The organism is Bradyrhizobium sp., from assembly GCF_019242285.1.
Lineage (GTDB): Bacteria > Pseudomonadota > Alphaproteobacteria > Rhizobiales > Xanthobacteraceae > Bradyrhizobium.
The window spans coordinates 1-22602 of sequence record NZ_JAFAVV010000533.1; the positions used below are offsets into that span (position 1 = coordinate 1).

26 protein-coding genes are annotated in these 22602 nt (G+C 64.5%); 15 read left to right on the forward strand and 11 right to left on the reverse strand.

What is annotated here, in order from left to right; all coding sequences use genetic code 11:
* The first annotated feature begins 16 nt into the window (after positions 1-16).
* From JOY90_RS21115 to JOY90_RS21125, 3 genes are all read left to right on the forward strand, one after another.
* Positions 17-865: an ABC transporter ATP-binding protein gene (locus JOY90_RS21115; RefSeq protein ID WP_291693070.1), complete on the forward strand. Its 849-nt coding sequence runs from the start codon at positions 17-19 to the stop codon at positions 863-865.
* Positions 866-893: 28 nt separating this feature from the next.
* The gene (cynS, locus tag JOY90_RS21120; RefSeq protein WP_291693045.1) at positions 894-1382 is read left to right on the forward strand and encodes a cyanase; all 489 of its coding nucleotides are present in this window, start codon (positions 894-896) and stop codon (positions 1380-1382) included.
* A gap of 109 nt (positions 1383-1491) precedes the next feature.
* Positions 1492-1878 (forward strand): hypothetical protein, encoded by a 387-nt coding sequence (locus JOY90_RS21125; protein ID WP_291693046.1) that lies wholly within the window; start codon positions 1492-1494, stop codon positions 1876-1878.
* A gap of 22 nt (positions 1879-1900) precedes the next feature.
* On the opposite strand, the gene JOY90_RS21130 is transcribed toward JOY90_RS21125, so the two are convergent.
* The gene (locus JOY90_RS21130; RefSeq protein WP_291693047.1) at positions 1901-2224 is read right to left on the reverse strand and encodes a DUF1476 domain-containing protein; all 324 of its coding nucleotides are present in this window, start codon (positions 2222-2224) and stop codon (positions 1901-1903) included.
* A 317-nt stretch (positions 2225-2541) separates the two neighbouring features.
* Here JOY90_RS21130 and purC point away from each other — a divergent pair, with 317 nt between their 5' ends.
* The 6 genes from purC to JOY90_RS21160 all read left to right on the forward strand — a co-directional run bounded on the left by purC (position 2542) and on the right by JOY90_RS21160 (position 7095).
* Complete coding sequence (purC, locus tag JOY90_RS21135) at positions 2542-3309, forward strand: phosphoribosylaminoimidazolesuccinocarboxamide synthase (protein ID WP_291693048.1); 768 nt, start codon at positions 2542-2544, stop codon at positions 3307-3309.
* Between the two features lie 10 nt (positions 3310-3319).
* Positions 3320-3562, forward strand: coding sequence for a phosphoribosylformylglycinamidine synthase subunit PurS (gene purS / locus JOY90_RS21140; protein WP_291693049.1), 243 nt, complete (start codon positions 3320-3322; stop codon positions 3560-3562).
* An 11-nt stretch (positions 3563-3573) separates the two neighbouring features.
* A complete protein-coding gene (locus JOY90_RS21145; RefSeq protein ID WP_291693050.1) occupies positions 3574-3828 on the forward strand; it encodes a hypothetical protein in 255 nt (84 codons plus the stop codon).
* Positions 3825-4526, forward strand: a complete 702-nt coding sequence (gene purQ / locus JOY90_RS21150; RefSeq protein WP_291693051.1) for a phosphoribosylformylglycinamidine synthase subunit PurQ — start codon at positions 3825-3827, stop codon at positions 4524-4526. The genes JOY90_RS21145 and purQ overlap by 4 nt, the downstream gene beginning before the upstream one ends.
* A gap of 125 nt (positions 4527-4651) precedes the next feature.
* A complete protein-coding gene (locus tag JOY90_RS21155) occupies positions 4652-5389 on the forward strand; it encodes a tetratricopeptide repeat protein (protein ID WP_291693052.1) in 738 nt (245 codons plus the stop codon).
* An 86-nt stretch (positions 5390-5475) separates the two neighbouring features.
* Positions 5476-7095, forward strand: coding sequence for an ABC transporter substrate-binding protein (locus JOY90_RS21160; protein ID WP_291693053.1), 1620 nt, complete (start codon positions 5476-5478; stop codon positions 7093-7095).
* A gap of 13 nt (positions 7096-7108) precedes the next feature.
* On the opposite strand, the gene JOY90_RS21165 is transcribed toward JOY90_RS21160, so the two are convergent.
* A complete protein-coding gene (locus JOY90_RS21165; RefSeq protein ID WP_291693054.1) occupies positions 7109-7585 on the reverse strand; it encodes a PaaI family thioesterase in 477 nt (158 codons plus the stop codon).
* 145 nt (positions 7586-7730) lie between these two features.
* On the opposite strand from JOY90_RS21165, the gene purL reads away from it, so the two are divergent.
* On the forward strand, positions 7731-9944 hold the full coding sequence (gene purL, locus JOY90_RS21170) for a phosphoribosylformylglycinamidine synthase subunit PurL (RefSeq protein WP_291693055.1): 2214 nt from the start codon (positions 7731-7733) through the stop codon (positions 9942-9944).
* A gap of 275 nt (positions 9945-10219) precedes the next feature.
* A complete protein-coding gene (locus tag JOY90_RS21175) occupies positions 10220-10906 on the forward strand; it encodes an alpha/beta hydrolase (RefSeq protein ID WP_291693056.1) in 687 nt (228 codons plus the stop codon).
* An 84-nt stretch (positions 10907-10990) separates the two neighbouring features.
* Here the strand turns inward: JOY90_RS21175 and JOY90_RS21180 are convergent, their stop codons facing one another.
* The gene (locus JOY90_RS21180; RefSeq protein ID WP_291693057.1) at positions 10991-12175 is read right to left on the reverse strand and encodes an acyltransferase; all 1185 of its coding nucleotides are present in this window, start codon (positions 12173-12175) and stop codon (positions 10991-10993) included.
* 228 nt (positions 12176-12403) lie between these two features.
* Between JOY90_RS21180 and JOY90_RS21185 the strand changes: the two genes are divergently transcribed.
* A complete protein-coding gene (locus JOY90_RS21185) occupies positions 12404-12577 on the forward strand; it encodes a DUF1328 domain-containing protein (protein ID WP_291693058.1) in 174 nt (57 codons plus the stop codon).
* Positions 12578-12653: 76 nt separating this feature from the next.
* On the opposite strand, the gene JOY90_RS21190 is transcribed toward JOY90_RS21185, so the two are convergent.
* Positions 12654-13013, reverse strand: coding sequence for a DUF427 domain-containing protein (locus JOY90_RS21190; protein WP_291693059.1), 360 nt, complete (start codon positions 13011-13013; stop codon positions 12654-12656).
* A gap of 166 nt (positions 13014-13179) precedes the next feature.
* On the opposite strand from JOY90_RS21190, the gene JOY90_RS21195 reads away from it, so the two are divergent.
* Both JOY90_RS21195 and JOY90_RS21200 read left to right on the forward strand, forming a co-directional pair.
* On the forward strand, positions 13180-13416 hold the full coding sequence (locus JOY90_RS21195) for a BolA family transcriptional regulator (RefSeq protein WP_291693060.1): 237 nt from the start codon (positions 13180-13182) through the stop codon (positions 13414-13416).
* Positions 13417-13437: 21 nt separating this feature from the next.
* Positions 13438-14610: a low temperature requirement protein A gene (locus JOY90_RS21200; RefSeq protein WP_291693061.1), complete on the forward strand. Its 1173-nt coding sequence runs from the start codon at positions 13438-13440 to the stop codon at positions 14608-14610.
* A gap of 15 nt (positions 14611-14625) precedes the next feature.
* On the opposite strand, the gene JOY90_RS21205 is transcribed toward JOY90_RS21200, so the two are convergent.
* The 7 genes from JOY90_RS21205 to egtB all read right to left on the reverse strand — a co-directional run bounded on the left by JOY90_RS21205 (position 14626) and on the right by egtB (position 21964).
* Positions 14626-15027, reverse strand: coding sequence for a DUF4345 domain-containing protein (locus JOY90_RS21205; protein ID WP_291693062.1), 402 nt, complete (start codon positions 15025-15027; stop codon positions 14626-14628).
* 277 nt (positions 15028-15304) lie between these two features.
* The gene (locus JOY90_RS21210) at positions 15305-16045 is read right to left on the reverse strand and encodes an ABC transporter ATP-binding protein (protein ID WP_291693063.1); all 741 of its coding nucleotides are present in this window, start codon (positions 16043-16045) and stop codon (positions 15305-15307) included.
* Positions 16042-17286 (reverse strand): ABC transporter permease, encoded by a 1245-nt coding sequence (locus JOY90_RS21215; RefSeq protein WP_291693064.1) that lies wholly within the window; start codon positions 17284-17286, stop codon positions 16042-16044. The genes JOY90_RS21210 and JOY90_RS21215 overlap by 4 nt, the downstream gene beginning before the upstream one ends.
* A 25-nt stretch (positions 17287-17311) precedes the next feature.
* Positions 17312-18565 (reverse strand): efflux RND transporter periplasmic adaptor subunit, encoded by a 1254-nt coding sequence (locus tag JOY90_RS21220; RefSeq protein WP_291693065.1) that lies wholly within the window; start codon positions 18563-18565, stop codon positions 17312-17314.
* Between the two features lie 14 nt (positions 18566-18579).
* A complete protein-coding gene (locus JOY90_RS21225) occupies positions 18580-19272 on the reverse strand; it encodes a tetratricopeptide repeat protein (RefSeq protein WP_291693066.1) in 693 nt (230 codons plus the stop codon).
* A gap of 411 nt (positions 19273-19683) precedes the next feature.
* The gene (gene egtD, locus JOY90_RS21230; protein ID WP_291693067.1) at positions 19684-20655 is read right to left on the reverse strand and encodes an L-histidine N(alpha)-methyltransferase; all 972 of its coding nucleotides are present in this window, start codon (positions 20653-20655) and stop codon (positions 19684-19686) included.
* A 52-nt stretch (positions 20656-20707) separates the two neighbouring features.
* Positions 20708-21964 carry an ergothioneine biosynthesis protein EgtB gene (gene egtB / locus JOY90_RS21235; RefSeq protein ID WP_291693068.1) on the reverse strand — a complete coding sequence of 419 codons (1257 nt, stop codon included), beginning with the start codon at positions 21962-21964 and terminating at the stop codon, positions 20708-20710.
* A gap of 295 nt (positions 21965-22259) precedes the next feature.
* On the opposite strand from egtB, the gene grxD reads away from it, so the two are divergent.
* A complete protein-coding gene (grxD, locus tag JOY90_RS21240; RefSeq protein WP_291693069.1) occupies positions 22260-22595 on the forward strand; it encodes a Grx4 family monothiol glutaredoxin in 336 nt (111 codons plus the stop codon).
* The last annotated feature ends 7 nt before the right edge of the window (positions 22596-22602 follow it).

Here is a 22602-nt window from a genome sequence, read left to right on the forward strand (position 1 = left end):
CGGCACGGGCGGTGGCATGACCACCGTGTTCGAAAATCTCTGGCTCTCGATGGCGCGCGGCGAGTTCGCCTGCGTGATCGGCCATTCCGGCTGCGGCAAGACCACGGTGCTGAACATCCTGGCCGGCCTCGATGCGCCGAGCGAGGGCGCGGTGATCGTCGACGGTCAGGCGATCGAGGGCCCGAGCCTCGACCGCGCCGTGATCTTCCAGAGCCATGCGCTGTTGCCTTGGCGCAGCGTGCTCGGCAACGTTGCCTATGCCGTGACCTCGAAATGGCGCGACTGGGATCGCGCCAAAGTGAGAGCGCATGCGCAGGCCTTCATCGACCTGGTCGGGCTTGCCGGCGCCGAGCACAAGCACCCGTCGGAATTGTCCGGCGGCATGAAGCAGCGTGTCGGGATCGCGCGGGCGCTATCGATCGCGCCGAAGATCATGCTGATGGACGAGCCGTTCTCGGCGCTGGACGCGCTGACGCGCGGCACGCTGCAGGACGAGGTGCGCCGCATCTGTCTGGAGACCGGGCAGACCGCCTTCATGATCACCCATGACGTCGACGAGGCGATCTATCTCGCCGACCGCATCTTCCTGATGACCAACGGCCCCGGTGCGATGCTGGCCGAGATCGCGGAAAACCCGCTGCCGAAGGCGCGCGGCCGCGCCGACCTGCACCGCCATCCGCTGTACTACCCGCTGCGCAACCACATTCTCGATTTCCTTGTCAGCCGCAGCCGGGGCTTTGCCGCCCAGACGCCCGGCCACGATCCGCGCCGCGTGCCGGTGGTGCGGATCGGCCGCGCCGAGCCCGCCGTCGTTTCCGCGCCGAGGATCCTCGAGACCGGCCAGTCGCAGGCGCTCGCGCGCTAGATTTCACCAGCCAGGGAGACAACGAGCCATGAAGCGATCCGACCTCACCGAGAAGCTGCTCGACATCAAGCGCGAGAAGGGCTGGAGCTGGAAATACGTCTGCGACAAGATCGGCGGCTATTCCGAGGTGCTGATCGTCGGCGCCATTCTCGGCCAGATGAAATTGACAAAACCGCAGGCCGCCAATGCGGCCGAGCTGTTCGGCCTGTCGAAATCCGAGACCGCGATGCTGAACGAGACGCCGATGCGCGGCGAGGGCATCCCAATGCCGCCGACCGATCCGTTGATCTACCGCTTCTACGAGCTCGTGATGGTCAACGGGCCGGCCTGGAAGGCGCTGATCGAGGAGGAGTTCGGCGACGGCATCATGTCCGCGATCGATTTCGACATGGTGATGGAGCGCCTGCCCAACCCGAAGGGCGACCGCGTCAAGATCACGATGAGCGGCAAGTTCCTGCCGTACAAATATTACGGTGCCAGCGGCAACGTGCCGGAATACGGCTTCAAGGAAGGATAGGACCGGCGGTTAATTCCCGATGAAGTGATGCCTCGGCTTTAGCAGGCCGGAATTCTCATTGCGGCAATCAATGGTCGCTACGGTCTCGCGTGACTTCACGGAGATCGCCATGACGTTCGCAACGCGCCTTCTTGCAGCAGGAGCCGGATCGCTGCTTCTGATGACTCCCGTGCTGGCACAGGGGCAGCGCATCATTCTCGAGCAGTCCGGTGGTTCTCCGCGTCAGGAAGGTTCGGTGCGCGTCCAAAGCACCATCAACCTGTTCATGCCGGGACCAACCGGGGAAGGCGAGGAGGCGCAGAAGCTGCGCGATCGCGCGCGCCGCATGGTCTATGACATGGCGGCGCACGAATGCGATCTGCTTCGCGAGGTGATCGCGAAGGATTGCAGGCTGGAAGCGGTCACCAGCAATCTCAACCGCCAGTCCTACGGATCGCAGCAGCCGGACGGCTACACCGTCAACGGAACGCTGAACCTTCAGATCACCTTGAAATAGCAACCAGAGCGGGTGAAGCGCGTCACTTTCCCGCCTTCACCTGCGCCACGGCCTGCGCGGTGAACTCGTCCATGCGGGCGCGGATTTCCTGCTCGCCGATCGCATGCCCCTGGGCCGTGAGATCGCCCATGACCTTGCGGACCACGTCGGCGCCGCCCGCGGCCTCGAACTCGGCGGCGATCACTTCTTTGGCATAGGCATCGGCGTCGGCGCCGCTTTTTCCGAGCTTCTCGGCGGCCCACAGCCCGAGCATCCGGTTACGGCGGGCTCCCGCCTTGAACTTCAGTTCCTCGTCGAGCGCGTATTTCTTCTCGAAAGCTTCCTCGCGTTTGTCGAACGTCGTCATGGTTAAGCGTCCTGCCCTTAACTATCCCACTTAAACGGGGGTGCCCGGCCTCGTTGCGACGGACCTCTGACGCGCCTAGATACCGGGAAGGATTGATGGAAACAACGGCCAGAAGGCCGCAGGGGGACCGGTAAAACCGCCCCTCCCGGAGCCGGATCGATTGTGCTGGAGGGGGCAATCAGCTAGCTTGTCAAGAGGCCGGGTTCTCGTTCTGTTTCCAGGGGTTCCTGGCTCGCGCGGCAGCTCCGCCGCGGTCCCGGTCCTTGTCATCGGAGCACACCAGATTCATGGATTTCAACAACACACGGTACATCCCTATGAGCCGTCGACGCCGCATTTATGAAGGCAAAGCCAAGGTTCTCTATGAAGGGCCAGAGCCTGGAACCTTGATCCAGCACTTCAAGGACGATGCGACCGCGTTCAATGCCAAGAAGCATCAGGTGATCGAAGGCAAGGGTGTCCTGAACAACCGGATTTCGGAATACCTGTTTCAGCACCTCAACGACATCGGCGTGCCGACCCACTTCATCCGCCGGCTCAACATGCGCGAGCAGCTGATTCGCGAGGTCGAGATCGTGCCCCTGGAGGTGGTGGTCCGAAATGTCGCGGCGGGCTCGCTGTCGCAGCGGCTCGGCATCGAGGAGGGCACGCAGCTGCCGCGCTCGATCATCGAATTCTACTACAAGAACGACCAGCTCAACGACCCGATGGTCTCCGAGGAGCACATCACCGCGTTCGGCTGGGCGACGCCGCAGGAGATCGACGACGTCATGGCGCTCGCCATCCGCGTCAACGACTTCCTGACCGGGCTGTTCCTCGGCATCGGCATCCGGCTGGTGGATTTCAAGATGGAATGCGGTCGGCTGTTCGAGAACGAGATGATGCGAATCATCGTCGCCGACGAGATATCCCCGGATTCCTGCCGGCTGTGGGACATCAAGTCGAACGAGAAGCTCGACAAGGACCGCTTCCGCCGCGATCTTGGCGGCCTGCTGGAGGCCTATACCGAGGTCGCCAAGCGGCTCGGCATCCTGATGGAGAACGAGCGTCCCGCGGGCTCCGGCCCGGTCCTGGTCAAGAGCTAGAGGTTTCGACGTGAAAGCGCGCGTGACGGTCACCTTGAAGTCCGGCATCCTCGATCCCCAGGGCAAGGCGATCGAGGGCGCGCTGAAATCGCTGGGCGTCGATGGCATCGCGAGCGTCCGCCAGGGCAAGGTGTTCGACATCGAGCTTGCCGGCGCCGACCGCGCCAAGGCGGAGGCGGCGTTGAAGGACGCCGCAGACAAGCTGCTGGCGAACACCGTGATCGAGAATTATGCGATCGACATGAAGCCTTGAGGGTGGAAGGGATGGCCGAAGTAACGGCTGAATTGATGTTTGAGGTGTTGAGATCGATCCAGGCGAGGTTGGCGCAGGTCGATGGCAAGATCGACGAGCTCAAGCAAGAAGCGCTCGCGTTGCGAACCTCACAGAACGGCATTCGCCATGAAATCACCAGCGTATTTCAGGAGATTTCAGGGATGCACGCGACTCTGGTCCGGCACGAGGGGCGTCTCGATCGAATCGAAAGACGCCTCGAATTGAACGACGCTCCCACTCTATGAAATCCGCCGTTCTCGTCTTTCCCGGCATCAATCGCGAGCGCGACATGGCGCGCGCGCTGAAACTGATCTCCGGGCATGAGCCGGCAATGGTCTGGCACGCCGATACCGTGCTGCCCGCGGGCACCGATCTCGTCGTCGTGCCGGGCGGCTTTTCCTACGGCGACTATCTGCGCTGTGGCGCGATCGCCGCGCGGGCGCCGGTGATGGACGCGGTGCGCGATCACGCCGCCAAGGGTGGCCTCGTGCTCGGCGTCTGCAACGGCTTCCAGATCCTCTGCGAGGCCGGGCTCCTGCCCGGCGTGCTGATGCGCAACGCGCGGCTGAAATTCATCTGCAAGGACGTTCACCTGCGGGTGGAGCGCTCCGACTCGCCGTTCACGCGCGGCTACAATGCCGGGCAGGTGATCCGCGTCCCGGTCGCGCATGGCGAGGGCAACTACGAGGCGGACGAGGAAACGCTGAAACGCCTCGAAGGCGAGGGACGGGTGCTGTACCGCTACTGCTCGCCCGATGGCGCGGTCGACGAGGCCGGCAACATCAACGGCGCCGCGCATTCGATCGCCGGCATCGTCAACGAAAACGGCAACGTGCTCGGCATGATGCCGCATCCCGAGAACCACGTCGAAGACATCATGGGCTGCACCGACGGACGCGGCCTGTTCGCGGGGCTGATGATGCATCTCGATCAGGCGGCGTAGTGCCGTCGACCTGAGTTCATGATCCAGCGCCTGGTGTGGCCGCTGTGCAACGGTATCGGGTTGTTCTCTGGTCGATCCCGGGCTAAGGAAGGCAACAGTAGCCTTCCATTGCCGAGGAATTCGCCGTGCCCGTCGCGCTCGTCGTCTTGCTCCTGGATATTTCGCTGATCTATCACGCGTCGCGAACGGGGCGATTGCAGCCCTGGGCGTTCATCATCCTGATGGTGCCCCTATTGGGCGCGCTCGCCTATCTCGCGGTCGAACTGATCCCGGAGTGGCTCGGCAGCCACGACGTGCAACGGGCGCGCCACCGCGTCGCCAACCGGCTCGATCCCGAGAAGCGCTATCGCGAACTATCGGATCTCCTGGCCGCAGCCGACACCATCGCGAACCGTTCCGAGCTTGCGGGGGAGTGCCTGAAGGTTGCGCGCTTTGCCGAGGCCGAGAAGCACTACGATCACGTCCTGAAGCTGCCGATGGGCGATGAACCCCTCTTCATGATTCGAAAGGCGGAAGCGCAATTTGCCGGGAAGCGGCCTGCAGAGGCAATCGAGACGCTCGATGAGTTGCAGCGAAAATGGCCGGACTATCAGTCGGCAGAGGGACACCTGCTCTACGCGCGGGCGCTCGCGGAAGTCGGACGCACGGAGGAAGCCCTCGAAGAGTTTCATGCCGTTGCAGCCTATTTTCCTGGCGCCGAGGCGCGCGTGCGCTACGGGCTCCTGCTCAAGCTGGTCGGCCGCAAGCAGGAGGCCCGGTTGGTCTTCAACGAGCTGCTGCTTCAGATGAGACGCGCGCCACGCTACGTGCGCAATGCGCAGGCCGAGTGGCTGTCGATTGCTGAGAAGCAGTTGGTGGTCTGACCTCAAGATCGGAGGGCGGGGAAGCCTTTCTGGCCCGGAACTTGCTCCAATCCCGGCATTCGCAGTGGCGTGGGATTGGAGATATCATGCAGATTCACAACGCATTTTTCCGGAAGCTGTTTTGCCCGATGGCACTCGCTGCCTTGTTGTTGGGCAGCCCGTTCGCGCGGGCCGGCACGGCGCTGCGGATCGGCATGACGGCGGCCGACATCCCGACCGCGACCGGGATGCCCAACAACGGCTTCGAGGGCATGCGCTTCCTCGGCTACCCGATCTTCGAGGGGCTGGTGCTGTGGGACCTGACCCGCACCGACCGTCTGGCCGTGCTTCGCCCGGGGCTCGCGGAGAACTGGGAGCAGGATCCCGCCGACACCAAGACCTGGATCTTCCACCTCCGCCACGGCGTCAAATTCCATGATGGCAGCGACTTCACCGCCGATGCCGTGATCTGGAATCTCGACCGCTATTTCAACGCCGGCAGTCCGCAATTCGAGCCTTCGGGTGCTGCGATCAGCAAGGCACGCGTGCCGCTGATGGCGAGCTACAAGAAGATCGACGATTTCACGGTCGCGATCTCGACCACGCGGCCTGCCTCCTATCTGCCCTACATGATGGTCTACGTCCTCTTCACCTCGCCCACCTCGTACGAGAAAGCGGGCCATGACTGGGCCAAGGTCGCGGCCCTGCCGGCGGCGGGCACGGGTCCGTTCCGCATCACCAAGGTCGTGCCGCGGCAGGAGGCCGACCTCGCGCGCTTCGACGACTACTGGGACGAAAGCAGGCTTCCGAAGGTCGACGGCGTCGTGCTGATGCCGATCCCGGAGGCGAATTCGCGGCTAGCGGCGCTGCGCTCCGGGCAGGTCGACTGGATCGAGGTCCCGCCAGCGGATGGGATCGATTCCCTGAAATCGGCCGGCTATGCCATTACCACCGGCTCCTATCCGCATGACTGGCCCTGGTTCTACAACATCGGCGCCACCAACAGCCCGTTCAAGGACGTCAAGGTGCGGCAGGCGCTGAACTACTGCATCGACCGCGACGGTCTCGTCGCGCTGCTCAACGGCACCGCCGAGCCGTCGGTCGGCTGGCTGAAGGCCGGCGATCAAGATTTCGGCAAGCCGGAGAACCGCTACAAGTTCGATCCGGCCAAAGGCAAGGCGCTGCTGGTGGAGGCCGGCTACACGCCCGCCAAGCCGCTGTCGTTCAAGGTGATGATCTCGAACTCGGGCTCGGGCCAGATGCTGCCGCTGCCGATGAACGAATACCTGCAACAGAACCTGAAGGAGGCCTGCGGCGTCAATGTCGACGTCGATGTCGTCGAATGGCAGGTGCTGCTGACCGTGGGCCGCGCCGCGCCCGACAGCCCCAGCCTCCAGGGCGCGATGGCGCTCAACGTCTCCTCACCGTCGTCGGATGTCGGGGTGATGGCGCGCTATTTCTCGTCCACGAATTTTGCCCCCAACGGCTTCAATTTCGAGCAGTGGAAGGACGACACGTTCGATGCGGCGCTGAAGACGATCGAGACCTCGACCGATCCGAAGGAGATCGAGGCGGCCTATCGCATGGCGCATGAGCGCCTGGTCGACAATCCGCCTTGGCTCTTCATCGTCCACGACCTCAACCCGCGCGCCATGAGCCCGAAGGTCAAAGGTTTTGTTTCGCCGCAGTCCTGGTTTGTCGACCTGACACTGGTGAGCGTGCAGTAGAGAAGGGGGCGCGTCACGGCTTGGCCGCGGACGTCCGCGGCTTCAGCCGCTTGATCGTGCCGGAGAAGGTGAACAATCGCCGCTCGCCGGATTTCAGCTCGCCACGCAGGAAGATCAGGGAGCCGCCGGCGCGGGTCACTTCCACAAATCCCTCGACCAGCTCGCCCTCGTAGCCGGCATCGAGGAATTCGCAGGCGAAGGAGACCGTCACGCCCGGCCCCTCGAAGAGCGTGGCTGCGGTCGCAAACAGGCAGTAGTCGGCGAACGACATGAAGCAGCCGCCATGGACGTTCTTCGCGCCATTGAGGTGCTTCTTCTCGACCCGGAACGCGCTGCGGATCGAGCCGTCGTCCTCCATGCGGTGCCAGAACGGCCCGTTATGGGTCTCGAAATTGTCGCGGCTCCAGGTCCGCCAGCCGGCGAACTCGCCCTCGGTGCCGACATGCAGGTCGGGGCGGTTCAGGAATGCCGTTCGGGTGAGATCGTCCACGCGATGTGTCTCTTTATTTGATGGATACAGGTCTTAAATCCGATCCTGACCTGAAGTGCAAACCCTGTGTCCCAAAGCTCTGGACAGCGGGCAAAGGCGCCCTAAAAGGCCTTTTCCGCCCCGGCCTAACTTCTTAAGAACGCCCATGCACAGCAACGAACCGCCCATCACCCCCGAGCTGGTCGCCGCCCACGGGCTCAAGCCCGACGAGTATGAGCGCATCCTGAAGCTGATCGGGCGGGTGCCGAGCTTCACCGAGCTCGGCATCTTCTCGGCGATGTGGAACGAGCACTGCTCCTACAAGTCTTCGCGCATCCACCTGCGCGGACTGCCGACCAAGGCGCCCTGGGTGATCCAGGGGCCGGGCGAGAACGCCGGCGTCATCGATATCGGCGATGGGCTCGCCGTCGTATTCAAGATGGAGAGCCACAACCACCCGAGCTACATCGAGCCCTACCAGGGCGCGACCACCGGCGTCGGCGGCATCCTGCGTGATGTCTTCACGATGGGCGCGCGCCCCATTGCCTGCCTCAACGCGCTCTCCTTCGGCGCGCCGGAGCATCCCAAGACCCGGCACCTCGTCTCCGGCGTGGTCGCAGGCGTCGGCGGCTACGGCAACTCGTTCGGGGTGCCGACGGTCGGCGGCCAGGTGCGTTTCCACACCCGCTATGACGGCAACATTCTGGTCAATGCGATGGCGGTGGGCCTCGCGGATGCGGACAAGATCTTCTATGCGGCGGCCTCCGGCGTGAACATGCCGATCGTCTATCTCGGCTCCAAGACCGGCCGTGACGGCATCCATGGCGCCTCGATGGCCTCGGCCGAATTCGACGACGATTCGGCGGAGAAGCGGCCGACCGTGCAGGTCGGCGATCCCTTCGCCGAGAAGCTTCTGCTCGAGGCCTGCCTGGAAATCATGGCCGCCGATTGCGTGATCGCGATCCAGGACATGGGCGCGGCCGGGCTGACCTGCTCCGCGGTCGAGATGGGCGCCAAGGGCGATCTCGGCGTCGACCTCGATCTCGACGCCGTGCCGACCCGCGAGACCGGCATGAGCGCCTATGAGATGATGCTCTCGGAAAGCCAGGAGCGCATGCTCATGGTGCTCAAGCCCGAGAAGGAAAAGGAGGCCGAGGCGATCTTCCGGAAGTGGGGCCTCGATTTCGCCGTGGTCGGCTACACCACGCCGAGCAAGCGTTTTCGCGTCAGGCATGGTGGCGACGTGATGGCCGACCTGCCGATCAAGGAGCTGGGCGACGAGGCGCCGGTCTATGACCGGCCGCATGTGGCCTCCGCCCCGTTGCCGGTGATTCATGCGCGCGACATCACGGCACCGATGGGCATCATTCCGGCGCTGGAGAAGCTGATCGCGAGCCCCGAACTGTGCTCGAAGCGCTGGGTCTTCGAGCAGTACGACCACGTCATATTGGGCAATACCGTGCAGCGCCCCGGCGGCGATGCCGCCGTGGTGCGGGTGCAGGACGGGCCGAAAGGGCTCGCGCTCACCGTCGACGTCACGCCGCGCTATTGCGACGCCGATCCGTTCGAGGGCGGCAAGCAGGCGGTGGCGGAAGCCTGGCGCAACGTCACCGCCGTCGGCGGCAAGCCGCTCGCGATCACCGACAATCTCAATTTCGGCAATCCGGAGCGGCCGGAGATCATGGGCCAGTTCGTCGGCTGCCTGAAGGGCATTTCCGAAGCCTGCCGCGCGCTCGACTTCCCGGTCGTGTCGGGCAACGTCTCGCTCTACAACGAGACCAACGGTCGCGGCATTCTGCCGACGCCCTCCATCGGCGGCGTCGGCCTGCTCGACGATTTCACCAAATCGGCGACGCTGGCGTTCAAGGCCGAGGGCGAGGCGATCCTTTTGATCGGCGAGACTCATGGCTGGCTCGGCCAGTCGGTCTATCTGCGCGACATCTGCGGCCGCGAGGAGGGCGCGCCGCCGCCGGTCGATCTCGCCGCCGAGAAGCGCAACGGCGACGCCGTGCGCGGCATGATCCATGCGGGCACCGCGACCGCGGTGCACGACATCTCCGACGGCGGGCTGCTGATCGCGCTGGCCGAGATGGCGATATCAGGCCATATCGGCGCGCGGCTGGTGCCGGCGCCCGCCGCGATCGTGCCGAGCGCCTACTGGTTCGGCGAGGACCAGGGACGCTACATCGTGACGGTGCCTGAGGCGGAGGCCGGCCGCGTGCTCGCCAAGATGCGGGGCTGCGAATTGCCCTGCACGCGCATCGGCACCACCGGCGGCGACGCCATCGCGCTCGCGGACGACGCGGTTATCTCGGTGACCTCGCTCCGCGAAGCCTTCGAGCGCTGGCTGCCGGCCTATATGAGCGGCGCGGCTTCCTGAGCGACCGTAGCCCGGATGAGCGCAGCGATATCCGGGAGCCACGTGACACAGATCCCCGGATATCGCTTTGCTCATCCGGGCTACGTAGCGAAATCACGGACGAGTTGATTCCGCGCCTTGCGACGAGTCGATGCTTCGCTCGCAAACCGATGCCTTATCCACTGGCGCGCATTTTTCGTGTTCGCCCGATTCTCGTCGTCGCCCTCTGTCGGCTGTATCGATGATGCGATAGGACCTGAGGCTATCGCGACTTCACACAACGAAGAGAGACTATCATGACCAAACCAAGCATCGTTTTTGCGCACGGTCTCTGGGCTGATGGGTCGTGCTTCGGCAAGCTGATCCCGACGCTCCAGGCCGAAGGCCACGACGTGATGGCCAGTCAGCACGGCCTCGATTCACTCGCGACCGACGTCGCCGCCGTGAAGGCGTGCCTCGCCCGCGTTCCCGGCCCGGTGGTCCTGGTCGGCCACTCCTACGGCGGCACCTTGATCACGCACGCGGGCACCGATGCACGGGTCGCCGGGCTCGTCTATATCGCCGCGCTTGCGCCGGATGCCGACGAAACCTCGCAGAGCCTGCTCGGCAAGTTTCCAACGTCGGCCGTGTTCGGCCATATCGAGGCGCCGGAGGGGCGCATCTGGCTCAAGCAGAGCGGCGTCAAGCACTTTGCGGGAGACCTGCCCGAGGCGGAGCAGCAGCTCGTGTATGCGACGCAAGGGGCACCGGTGGCGGACCTCCTCAACCAGAAGGTCGACGGCACGGCGTGGAAATCCAAGCCGAGCTGGTATGTCCTGGCCACCCGGGACCAGACCGTTCACCCGGATCTGCAACACTTCGTCGCGAAACGCATGAACGCCGCCACGACCGAGGTCGCATCGTCCCACGTCCCGATGTTGTCGAAGCCGGACGTGGTGCTCGATGTCATTCGTCAGGCCGCGAGCGCGGTCTCGGCGTCGTAGAGATCGTAGCCCGGATGAGCGAGGCGATATCCGGGAATCGGTAGCCAATAATTCCCGGATGTCGCTGCGCTCATCCCAGCTACATCACAGCACGTGGCCTGCGCCGGGAAGCCGGCGCAGTGCGGCGGTGACGCCCCAGCTCAGGAGGATCGTCAGCACGAACACGGTCAGTGCCTTCGCGACCGCGGGGATGTCGACGTCGAACAGCCAATATTGCAGCCACAGCGCGATCGGGTAGTGCACCAGGAACATGCCGTAGGCGTCGGGCTGCATCGGATCGAGAATGCTCCAGCCTGATTGCTTGAAGCGCAGGAAGTAGGCCAGGATCGCGAACATGATGGCGACGCTGAACGAGGCGAAGAACAGGCCGTACAGCGCCTCGTACCAGTCCGGCAGCCATACCGGATTGCCGAGAATCTCGCGCTTCACATACACCATCACCCACATCAGGCAATAAGGGACGAGGGCGGTGAGGATCCAGCCCAAGCCGCTCTTCGCCATCCGGCCTTCGGTGCACAGCAGGCCGCCGGGGAGGCCGGCTACGCCGATTCCGGCGCCGAAAAAGAAATAGGTCGCATAGAGCATCACGCGGCCGTGCTGGACCGAGAATGGACCGAACGCGAACCAGCTCCCGGCGCCGAAATACATGCGCCCGGGAATGTAGAACGCCGCGGTCACCGCGAGCAGCACCGCGAAGAACTGGCCGGGATGTTTGGCTCCGTGCCGCGACAGCCGGTTGATCGGGTCCAGCAGGTTCGGCGAGAGCCGATAACCAACACTTGCGACCAGGTCGAAGGCAAACAGCACCCAGAGGAACCAGATCGGCCCGCTCGGCCATGGCCCGACCGTGACGGTCTTCCACCAGAACGCGGCAAAGCTCTCGTCCGGGTTCTGGCGTAGCGCGATCGCGTAATAGGCGAGTGGGATGACCGTGAATGCGCAGATGGCGAACGGCAGCCCGAGCCGGATCAGACGGTCCCGCAGATAGCCGATCGGGCCCTTCCGGACGAGGGCCGGCCACACGAACAAGCCCGAGAGAAAGAAGAACATCGCCATGAAGAAGCTGTCGGTGGCGAGCACGATCACGTCGAAGCCGATGAAGGACGTCGGATCGGTGTGACCGAAATAGGTGTAGGGAATGACCGCGTGGTGCAGCAGCACCACCAGCGTCAGGAAGGTGCGGGCGCGGTCGAGCGAGGCATTGCGCGCCTTGGTTGCGGGCACCGCACGCGTCTGCGCGGGCGCTATCGTCTCGGAGATCGTTGTCATGATGGCCCCCGGGCCAGCTTCCCACGGCTTGCAGGTGCCGGGGAGCGAGACTCGTTTGGGAACCATAACACGCCTTGCGGTTCCTTTCGCTCACATCCGCTTCAACGCCGTCGCCGCCAGCTTGGAACCGGTTCCCCCATCGGCAGTTAGACTAACAGGTTTCGCCGGCGCGTCGGTGGGCGCCCGAGCCTGGGTCATTCAAGTCTGGAGAAACGGGAGAAACGGGTCGTGACACTTCTGAAATGGGCGTTGCTTTTCTTCGTGATCTCGGTCGTCGCCGGCATCCTCGGCTTCACCGGCGTGTCAGCCGCGTCGGCCGATGTTGCCCGCATCCTGTTCTACATCTTCCTCGTGATCTTCCTGGTGCTCCTGATCCTGGGTCTGACCATCTTCAGGGTGTAACGGACATTCGCAAACGCAGCACGCGATGCCCGGCGGCTTGCCGGGCATTGGCATGTCCCGATCAGGGCGAGACGGATCAGGCGACTTCCTCGATCTTCACCTTGTCGGGGTAAAACGCGAGATGGCCGGAAATCTCCGCCATCGCCGGGAAGGGCTTCTCATAGGTCCAGATCGCGTTGTCCAGCGTCTTGCCGTCCGAGACGATGCTGAAATAGTTCGCGTCGCCCTTGTAGGGGCAATGCGTCACGCGCTCGGTCGGTTGCAACAGGGCCATCTTGGCGTCCTCGCGCGGCAGATATTGCACAGCAGGATAGCTCGCTTCCTTCAGCGTCAGCGCATGGGTGGTGTCGGCGATCACGACGCCGTCGGCCAGGACGCGCACGCGCTTGGGATTCGCGGTAATGGTGATCGGGTGGTCGGGGCCGGGAAGTTTCATGATTCGAGCCCTTATGCTCAGTCCGTTGTGATCGGCCGCCATGATCGGGCAGCTTTGGCGATGAGAATGTGCCGAATATAGTGCCCTGCCGCGTGACCTGAAAGGCCATCCGCGCTAAGTTCCGAAGGCGGCCGCAACCGATCGCGGTAGAGGGAGAACGACGGGAATGCCGATGGACGCGCGCGATATCGAGACGATGATCAAGGCGGCGATCCCCGATGCGGTGGTGACGATCCGCGATCTGGCCGGCGACGGCGACCACTACGCCGCCACCGTGATCTCGGAATCCTTCCGCGGCAAGTCACGCGTGCAGCAGCACCAGATCGTCTACCAGTCGCTGCGCGGCCAGATGGGGGGCGTGCTGCACGCGCTGGCGTTGCAGACCGGGGTGCCCGAGCGCTAGCGCCTCGAAAGGCGGGGCGGCATGGTGGAGGAGCGCGGCCGGCTGTTTCGCCCCATCGTGCCGAACCAGCACAGCCGCGTCACCTATGCCGAGCTGTTCTTCGATCTCGTCTTCGTCTACGCGGTCACGCAGGTCTCGCACACGCTGCTGGCGCACTTCACCGTGCTCGGCGCCGTCGAGACCACCATGCTTTTTCTCGCGGTGTGGTGGGTGTGGGTCTACACCACCTGGGTCACCAACTGGCTCAATCCGGAGCTGACGCCCGTCCGGATCCTCCTGTTCTTCCTGATGCTTGGCGGCCTCCTGCTGTCGACCTCGATCCCGCACGCGTTCGACACGCGCGGCCTGTGGTTCGCCGGCGCCTATGCCGCGATGCAGGTCGGCCGCACGCTGTTCTGGCTGCTGTCGACCCCGCACCGGACCGCCGCGCGCCGGAACGCACTCCGCATCCTGGTCTGGCTCTCCGCGTCCGCGGTGTTCTGGATCGCCGGCGGCATCGCGGAAGGCCCGTCGCGGCTGTGGCTGTGGGGCGTGGCGCTGGTGATCGAATATGTCTCGCCGCTGGCGCGGTTCTGGACCCCGGGATACGGCGCGTCGGCGGTGACGGACTGGTATGTCGAGGGCGGCCACATGGCCGAGCGCTGCGCCGGCTTCATCATCATCGCGCTCGGCGAGGCCATCGTCGTCAACGGCGCGACCTTCGCCGAGCTGAACTGGACGCCGGAGAGCGTCGGCGCATTCGCCTGCGCCTTCGTCGCCAGCATCGCGATGTGGTGGATCTATTTCCACAAGGGCGCCGAAGCCGGCTCCGAGTTGATCTCGAAATCATCGGAGTCCGGCCGGCTCGCGCGCTCGGCCTATACCTATCTGCACATGCCGATCGTCGCCGGCATCATCCTGTCGGCGGTCGCCGACGAGGTCGTGCTGAAGCATCCGCTCGGCCATGCCGACCCGAAGGTCGCGCTGACCGCGATCGGCGGTCCGGTCCTGTTCCTGGTCGGCACCATTCTGTTCAAGCACGTGATCCGCGGTTTCCTGCAACTCTCCCATGGCATCGGCATTATTGCGTTCGCCGTGCTGTCGTACGTCTCGCTCGCGCTGTCGCCGCTGATGCTGTCGGCCGTGACCACCGCGATCCTGATCGTGGTCGCCGTCTGGGAATCGCTGTCGCTGCGAGCGCCCGTGAGGGAATAGGCGGCGTGGCCGGTGCTATCGATATCCAGTGGCGTCGTGTGCGACCCGGCTTTGCCAGTAGACGAACAGCGGCGCGCCGATCAGCTCCAGCACGGTGAAGCCGATGAATGGAAGGGGAGGCGAGCCGATGAGGATGATGGAAAGCAGCCGGCCGATGCCGCCGAGGAAGATCGCTCCCCAGATCGCGCGGAACAGCACCGTCTGGTTCTCGATGTCGCCCACCAGCCAGAGCAGCGCAATGCCGAGGCCCAGCCAGAAGCCCCCGAAGAAGCGGAGGTTGCTGTCCAGGATCGGAAGCGCCGGAACACCGCCCGAGGCGTAGATCGGATCAGAGATGCCGAGCATCGTGACGATGCCGGTGCCGATCGGGATCAGCGCGAGAATGGCGGTTGCCACCTGAAGCCATCGCTTGCTCATTGTTTGGTCCGGATATGCTGGATGATGAGACTCACTTGAGCCGCGCTGAATGTACGCTCCCTCTCGTTCTTCACGGGGAGTGTTGGGGTGAGGGGCTCTCTCGTCACGTTCGATGCCAGTTGTGGGATCGCGGTCTTCGAAAAACTTGCTATTTGCAACGGCGTGCCTCGCCCCTCACCCGGATCGCATCTGACGATGCGATCCGACCTCTCCGTGACGGACGGGAGAAGTGAACGGAATTTTGCGTTGAGCTGTTTCATCCCAAAGGCATCACGCGCTACGGCTCGGCAGTCGTCACGTCCGCCGTGACGGCAGCCTCGGCAGCCTTGCGCTCGCCGACGAAGGTCTCGTGAATCTTGCCGTCGACGATGTGGACGCGGCGGTCGGCGCGTGCGGCGAGCGCTGGATCATGCGTCACGACCACGACGGTCCGGCCGTTGTCGGCGATCTCGCGCAGGATCGAGAACACCTGCTCGGTCGAGGCGGTGTCCAGCGCGCCGGTCGGCTCGTCGGCGACGATGATCTCCGGGCGGTTGGACAAGGCCCGCGCGATCGCGACGCGCTGCCGCTGGCCGCCGGAGAGCTGGTTGGGACGCTTGCTCGCGTGCTCCTTCAGGCCCAGCGAGGCGAGCAGCTCGAGGCCGCGCTCGCGCATGTCCTTCTCACTCATCTTGCCGGCCGCGCGCATCGGCAGGATGACGTTGTCCAGCGAGGTGAACTCCGGCAGCAGGAAGTGGAACTGGAACACGAAGCCCAATCGTGTCAGCCGCACGTCGGCGCGCTCTGACTCCGACAGTTTCGAGGTCGGCTGGCCGCAGATGATGACGTCACCCTCGTTGGGCGCATCGAGCAGGCCGAGCAGATAGAGCAGCGACGACTTGCCAGACCCAGACGGGCCGGTGATCGCCAGGAACTCGCCCTTGTTGACGGAGAGGTCGATGCCGTTGACCAGGATATGCGAGACGTCGCCCTCGATCCGCCGCACCAGTCCCGTCGCCTGCAACGCCACCTCGCTCATGACGCCCCCCGGATGATCTCGACCGGATGCACCCGCGTCGCCTTGCGGGCGGGGAAGAATGCCGCGCCGGTACAGCAGAGCAGCGAGATGCCGCCGGCGACTAGATAATGGGTCGGCGAGTAGTAGATCGACAGCGGCACGGTGGTGCCGGTCAGCGTATTGTAGATCGTGATCTTCGACCAGCCGTAGCAGAGCAGGTAGCCGATCACCCATCCGGCGAGGATGCCGACCACGCCGATGATGGCGGCCTCGAAGATGAAGATGCGCCGCACCGAGGTCTCGCGCATGCCGAGCGATTTCATGATCGCGATATCCTGGCGCTTCTCATGGGTGATGGTGGAGATGATGTTGTAGGTCGCGAACGACGAGGTCAACAGCATCGCGCCCATCACGGTCAGCACGATGAAGTCGCGCACCGAGAAGCTCGACAGCAGATCGGAATTCGCCTCCTGCCAGGATACCGACTTGTAGCCGGTCTGTCCCTCGACCTGCGTCGCAATCTTCTGCGCGATCAGGGGATCGTTGAGGCGCAGCCTGAGCTCGTTGATGACGCCGCTCTGGCCCATCATCAGTTGGGCGAGGTTGATCAGCGAGTAGATCTGGCCTTCATCGACGCGTTTCAGCCCGGAGCGGAACACGCCGACCACGGTCGAGGTGACCTGGACGCCCTGGCCGCCGATCAGCAGCAACGTGTCGCCGGCCTTGACGGCGAGCTTCTCGGCGAGCGCCTGTCCGATGATGATCGCGTTCGGCGCGCGGGAGAGATCGCCGATCTGCCCCTCGCGCATCTGCGAGGCAAGCTTGGAGACCCGGATTTCCTGCCGCGGATCGATGCCGGTCAGGGTGACGCCGAGGCGGCCGCCGCCGTGATCGATGATCGCCGTGGTTCGCACCGACGGGGCGACATCGCCCGGGATCCACGACCGCAGCGAGGCCATCACCGATTCCGGGTATCTGATGCCCGGGCGGCTGTTGAGGTTGGCGACGTTCGACATCTGCACCGCGCCGTATTCCTGCTCGGCGGGCTGTATCGGCACCGAACGGCGGTCGTCCTGCACCGTGACATGCGGCATGGTGTCGACGAGCTGGCGCAGGAAATCGATCTGCGAGCCTTCCATCAGGCCTGCCATCATGATGGTGAAGCCGACGCCCATGGCGACGCCCGCCATGCCGACCAGCGTCTGGCGGACGCGGCTCGTGACGTGGGTCCAGGCGATATCGACGAGGAGGTTCGCGGGCATCAGTTCACATGCATGGCAGGGGCGATCATCGGGCAGCGCCGAGCTTGGCGACATTGCGCCGCGCGTCGCTGACGACGGAATCGACATGGGCCGAAATCGCCGAGGAAATCACGGCGGCGTCGGGGTCGGCTGGGGCGACGGTCGCGGTGGCGGAGGGGGCCGAGGCAGCGATGACGGGCGGGCTCGCCGAATCGCGGGTCTGGGGCAGCGGCGCAGCGGGCTCGGCGGCCGTATCCGGCGCCTCGACCGTCTCGGGCTCGGGCCTCGCCGTGCTCCTCTCGACGCGAACCCGCGTGCCATCGGCGAGATCGGGCCGTGCCGGCGAGAGCACAGCCATGCCCCGCGACACGTCGCCAATGATCTCGACATTGCGGCTGCCGCGCACGCCGAGCCGGATCGGCAGGCGTTCCAGCTTGCCGTTGTTGACGGTCTGCACGGCGTCCCCGGCCACCGCCTCGGCAGGCACGACGATCGCCTGGGTTTTCTCGCGGAAGATGATGTTGGCCTCGACCGACATGCCGATCTTCAGCGGCGTGTCTTGCGGCAGCAACAGGTAGACGCGGAAGGTCTTGCGGGTCGGGTCGCCTTTCGGGGTGATCTGCGCGACGTTGGCGCGAAGCGGCAGGCCGGGAAAGGCCTCGCTGCGCAGGTAGGCCTTCTGGCCGACCGCGATGCGGTTGATCTCTTCCTCGTTGACCTCGGCGACGACCTGCATCGGTGTCGGCGGCCCGACCCAGAACAGCACGTCGGTAGGACCCGCGATTTCGCCGACCTCGCCGTCGCGCCGCAACACCATGCCCTCGAGTGGTGCCCGCAACACCAGGCTGTCGAGCCGCACCTTCTGCGCCGCGATCCTGGACTTGGATTCCTGGAACTGGGTCCAGCGCTGCTCATATTCCCGTTGCGCGGCGTCGCTCTTGCCGCGGTCCTGCTCGGCGCGGTTGAGGTCGCGCTGAAGCTGATCGCTGTTGACCTCGAGCTGCTGGAGTTCGCTGCGCTCCTCGGCGTCGTCCTGGCGGCCGAGCACCTGGCCGGCCTTCACATTCTGCCCCTCGCAACTGCAGAGCTCGATCAGACGCCGGCGCTGCAGCGGCACCACCTTGGCCCAGCGTTGCGGCTCGACCGTGCCGGTGCCGTAGATCGCCTCCGAAACGGGCGCGACCCGGGCGATGCTCGTGGTGACGGTCTCGACATGGAGATAGTGCGTATAGGCATAGTATCCACCGCCGCCGGCGACCGTCAGCAGGATCGCGATTCCGAGGAGGCGAAGGATCTTCATGGCATTATCCCCAATTAGAAGCCGAACCGCTTGCGCAAACCGTGCGGTACCTGATCGATCAGATTGTCGATGTCACCCGTCTTGATGTTCGCGGCGAGGTCCTCCGATTTCGCCGCGACCTTCGCGGCTGGCGGCGGATTGGACACCGGAGGCGCCGGCGGGCTCGAGACGGCAGGTGCAGCCGTCTGCAGCGGTGCTGCCCGCGCGGTCTCGGCCGCGGCGGGGGCCTGAGGCGGAGGCGCCGCCGCCGTCGCATGCCAGCGGTTGGCGTCGGACCTGGCCTGGCTGATCTGGTCGGCCGTCATGCGGGTTTCCAGCAGGCCCATCAATTGCCGGGCGCCGTTGCGGAACTCGTCGACCTTGGAGCCGGAGGCGACGAGATAGGCCCATTTGTAGGCCTTGACGTTGTCCTTCGGCACGCCGCGTCCGATGGCGTAGAGGCCGCCAAGGATCAGCATGGCGTGCGAGTGGCCATGATCGGCGGCGCGCGAGAACCAGCGGAAAGCCTCTTCATCCGAGCGCTGCAGCCCAACGCCGGCGGCGTAGAGCGCCCCGACATAGAACTGCGCGTCGTCGTCGCCGGATTGCGCGGCCTGCATGTAGCGATTGGCCATGTCGCGGTCGGAGGCCGGATCAGCGGCAGCGCGGTCGGTGGGGGCCAGAAACGCGGCGCAGCAAAATGCTACCAGAACCAGAATTCGTTTCATCAACGGCTTGAAAACCGGGCGCAGCGGAGAAACGTCAGCAATGATGACAGGTTCGATAGAATTTGCGCGTCCAACACATTTTCGCTGACTGTACACGTGTCTCGCTCCGGGGTTCAACGGCGGACGGTCCCTACGATTAGGTCGCCCCAGACAGGAGAAAGTTTGCCACCGGCAGGGCGGATTTTCCGTGCGCTATCTCACGCGCCGTCCAATTTGCAGTGCCGGACGTGTCACAACCCGAGCGGAGCCGCAGGGTGGGCCAAGGCGCAAAGCGCCGTGCCCGCCATGTCTCGACAGCATCGCTTGGGATGGTGGGCACGCTCCTGCCTTCGCGTGGCGAGCTTCCGGGCGTGTGGTCGCTTAGTTAGCCCACCCTACCGCTCTCTTGAGGCAGTCGCCCTGTCGCGAGAACTATTCCGCCGCCGCGAGCGCATGGACCGAGAACATGCCGTTCGCGTCGGTCCAGGATTCCCGTGCCTTCCAGCCCGAGGCGCGCGCGAGCGCGCCGAAGCGTTCGAGGCTGTATTTATAGCTGTTCTCGGTGTGGATGCTTTCGCCCGGCCGGAACGAGAGGCCGGTGCCGAGCAGGCGCACGGTCTGTGCCTTCTTGCTGATCAGATGCATCTCGATGCGGTGCTTCTCGCGGTTGTAGATCGCCCGGTGGGTGAAGGCGGAGAGGTCGAAATTACCGCCGAGCTCGCGATTGATGCGTACCAGCACATTGAGGTTGAAGCGCGCCGTGACGCCGGCCTTGTCGTTGTAGGCGTCGTACAATACGCGTTCGTCCTTTTCGAGATCGGCGCCGACGATCATGTGCGCCCCCTTGCCGAGGATTTCACGCGCGATGCGCAGGAATCGGCAAGCTTCGTGCGGCTCGAAATTGCCTATCGTCGATCCCGGGAAGAAGCCGACCTTCGGCATGTCGGCGATTTCGGCGGGCAGGGCAAAAGGCGCAGTGAAATCTGCCGCGACCGGATAGACCGCGAGTGCCGGGAAATCCTTGCGCAGGGCGCTGGCCTGCGCGTTCAGGAAATCGCCGGAAATGTCGACCGGGACATAGGCGGCGAATGCGCACTGCTCCAGCAGCAGGCGGACCTTGGTCGTGGCGCCGGCGCCGAATTCCACGAGCGCGGCGCCTTCGGGAATGAGCTTCGCGATGTCGGCGCCGTGATCGCGCAGGATGCCGAGTTCCGTGCGGGTCGGATAATATTCCGGTAGCCGCGTGATCGCCTCGAACAGTTCCGAACCGGTCGCGTCGTAGAAATATTTCGGCGACAGGCGCTTGGGCTGCTGCGACAACTTCTCGATCGCGTCGCGGGCGAAGGCCGAGGTCTGCTCGTCCGGCAGGTGCGCGTCGGCCAAAGCGGTAGCGTGCACATTCATGATACTCTCCTGAACGCGCTCATCCCGCGCGCAAATGATCGTCGAGCGATCGTCAGATGGCGTAATCGGCGAGACGAAGTCCGGTGAATTGCCAGCGGTGGTGGGGATAGAAGAAGTTGCGATAGGTGATACGGCTGTGACCTTCGGGGGTTGCGAGCGAGGAGCCGCGCAGCACGAACTGATTGACCATGAACTTGCCGTTGTATTCGCCGAGTGCGCCGTCGATGGCGCGGTAGCCGGGGTAGGGCGAATAGGCGCTGCGGGTCCATTGCCAGACGATACCGAAGGCATCGTCGAGCTGGCCGGCGCGGGCGGCAACCTCCCATTCCATCTCGGTCGGCAGGTGCCGGCCAGCCCAGCGCGCGAACGCGTCGGCCTCGTAATAGCTGACGTGGCAGACCGCCGCGGCGGGATCGACCGGTTTCAGGCCGGCGAGCGTCATGACCTGCCAGGCGCCGTCGACCTCGCGCCAATAGCCGGGCGCCTGCCAGCCTTCCTGCGCAGCGGCGGCGAAGCCGTCCATCAGCCACAGCGTCGCGGTGCGGTAGCCGCCGTCCCGGATGAAGCCGAGCCATTCGCCATTGGTGACGAGGTGCCGCGCGAGCTTCACCGGGCCGACCAGGGCGCGGTGCGCCGGCTTTTCGTTGTCGAAATGGAAGCTGTCGTCGCCGTGGCCGACGGTGTGGATGCCTTCGTTGAGCGTCACCCAGGCATCGCCGCCGCGATGCGATTCCGGGAAGCGCCAGGCCGAATCGTAGGCGGGCGGAATCGGGTTCTGCGCAAAGGCGTGCAGGATATCGGTCAGCATCAATTCCTGGTGCTGCTGCTCGTGATTGAGTCCGACCTCGACCAGCGGTGCGAGCTTCCGCAACGTGTGCTCGCCTGCGGAGCGGAAGAACTTCACCACCGCAGCGTCGACATGGTGACGATAGGCCGTGACCTCCTCGGCGCCAGGGCGGGTCAGAAGACCGCGCGCGTTGCGGGCATGCCGCGGGCCCGCGCTGACATAATAGGAATTGAACAGGAAGGCGTAGTTGGGGTGAAACGGCCGGTAACCGTCGCAATGTTGGCCGAGCAGGAATTGCTCGAAGAACCACGTGGTGTGGGCGCGGTGCCATTTCGCCGGGCTCGCGTCCGGCATCGACTGCACGACCTGATCTTCGGCGGACAGCGGGGCCATACGGCGCTCGGTCTCGCCGCGGACGGCGAGATAGGCTTCCACGAGCTGTTGGCTGAGGTTGCCCGACTCGGCGAAAAGTGACGGGGCAGGGGCGGACAGCGCGGCCGCAGTGGATGCTGATGTCGTCACTGTGAACTCCGGTCGGGACAGAGAACGTGGCTCTGGCAAACTGGTTCCAAACGCTCGGTCCGTCCTAAATAGGTGGTCTGTTTCGGGAAAAAAGTCCTCACAGGCCATGATATTGTCGGCATCAGCCCATGATCGGGCGCCTCCCGGGCCCACCCTTTGCATGTCAGATCTTTGGCATTTAGCTTTGGATGCACAAAGACTTGCGATACATATATGACAGGTTCGAATGGTTCGGGCCGACGGGCCTGACGAGCCAAGGTCGGGTGCGCCGCGCGTGCCCTGGAAGGAAGCGAAGATGAGCATCGAGCAATTCATCGATAACGAAGTGAAGTCGAACGACGTGGTGCTGTTCATGAAGGGCACGCCGCAGTTTCCGCAATGCGGCTTTTCCGGCCAGGTCGTGCAGATCCTCGACCATATCGGGGTCGGCTATAAGGGGCTGAACGTGCTGGAATCGGCCGAGCTGCGCAACGGCATCAAGGTCTATTCCAACTGGCCGACTATCCCGCAGCTCTACGTCAAGGGCGAATTCGTCGGCGGCTGCGATATCATCCGCGAGATGTTCCAGACCGGCGAGCTGCAGCAGCTGTTCAGCGACAAGGGCGTTGCAGTCGGCGCATCGGCCGCCTGATCATGCT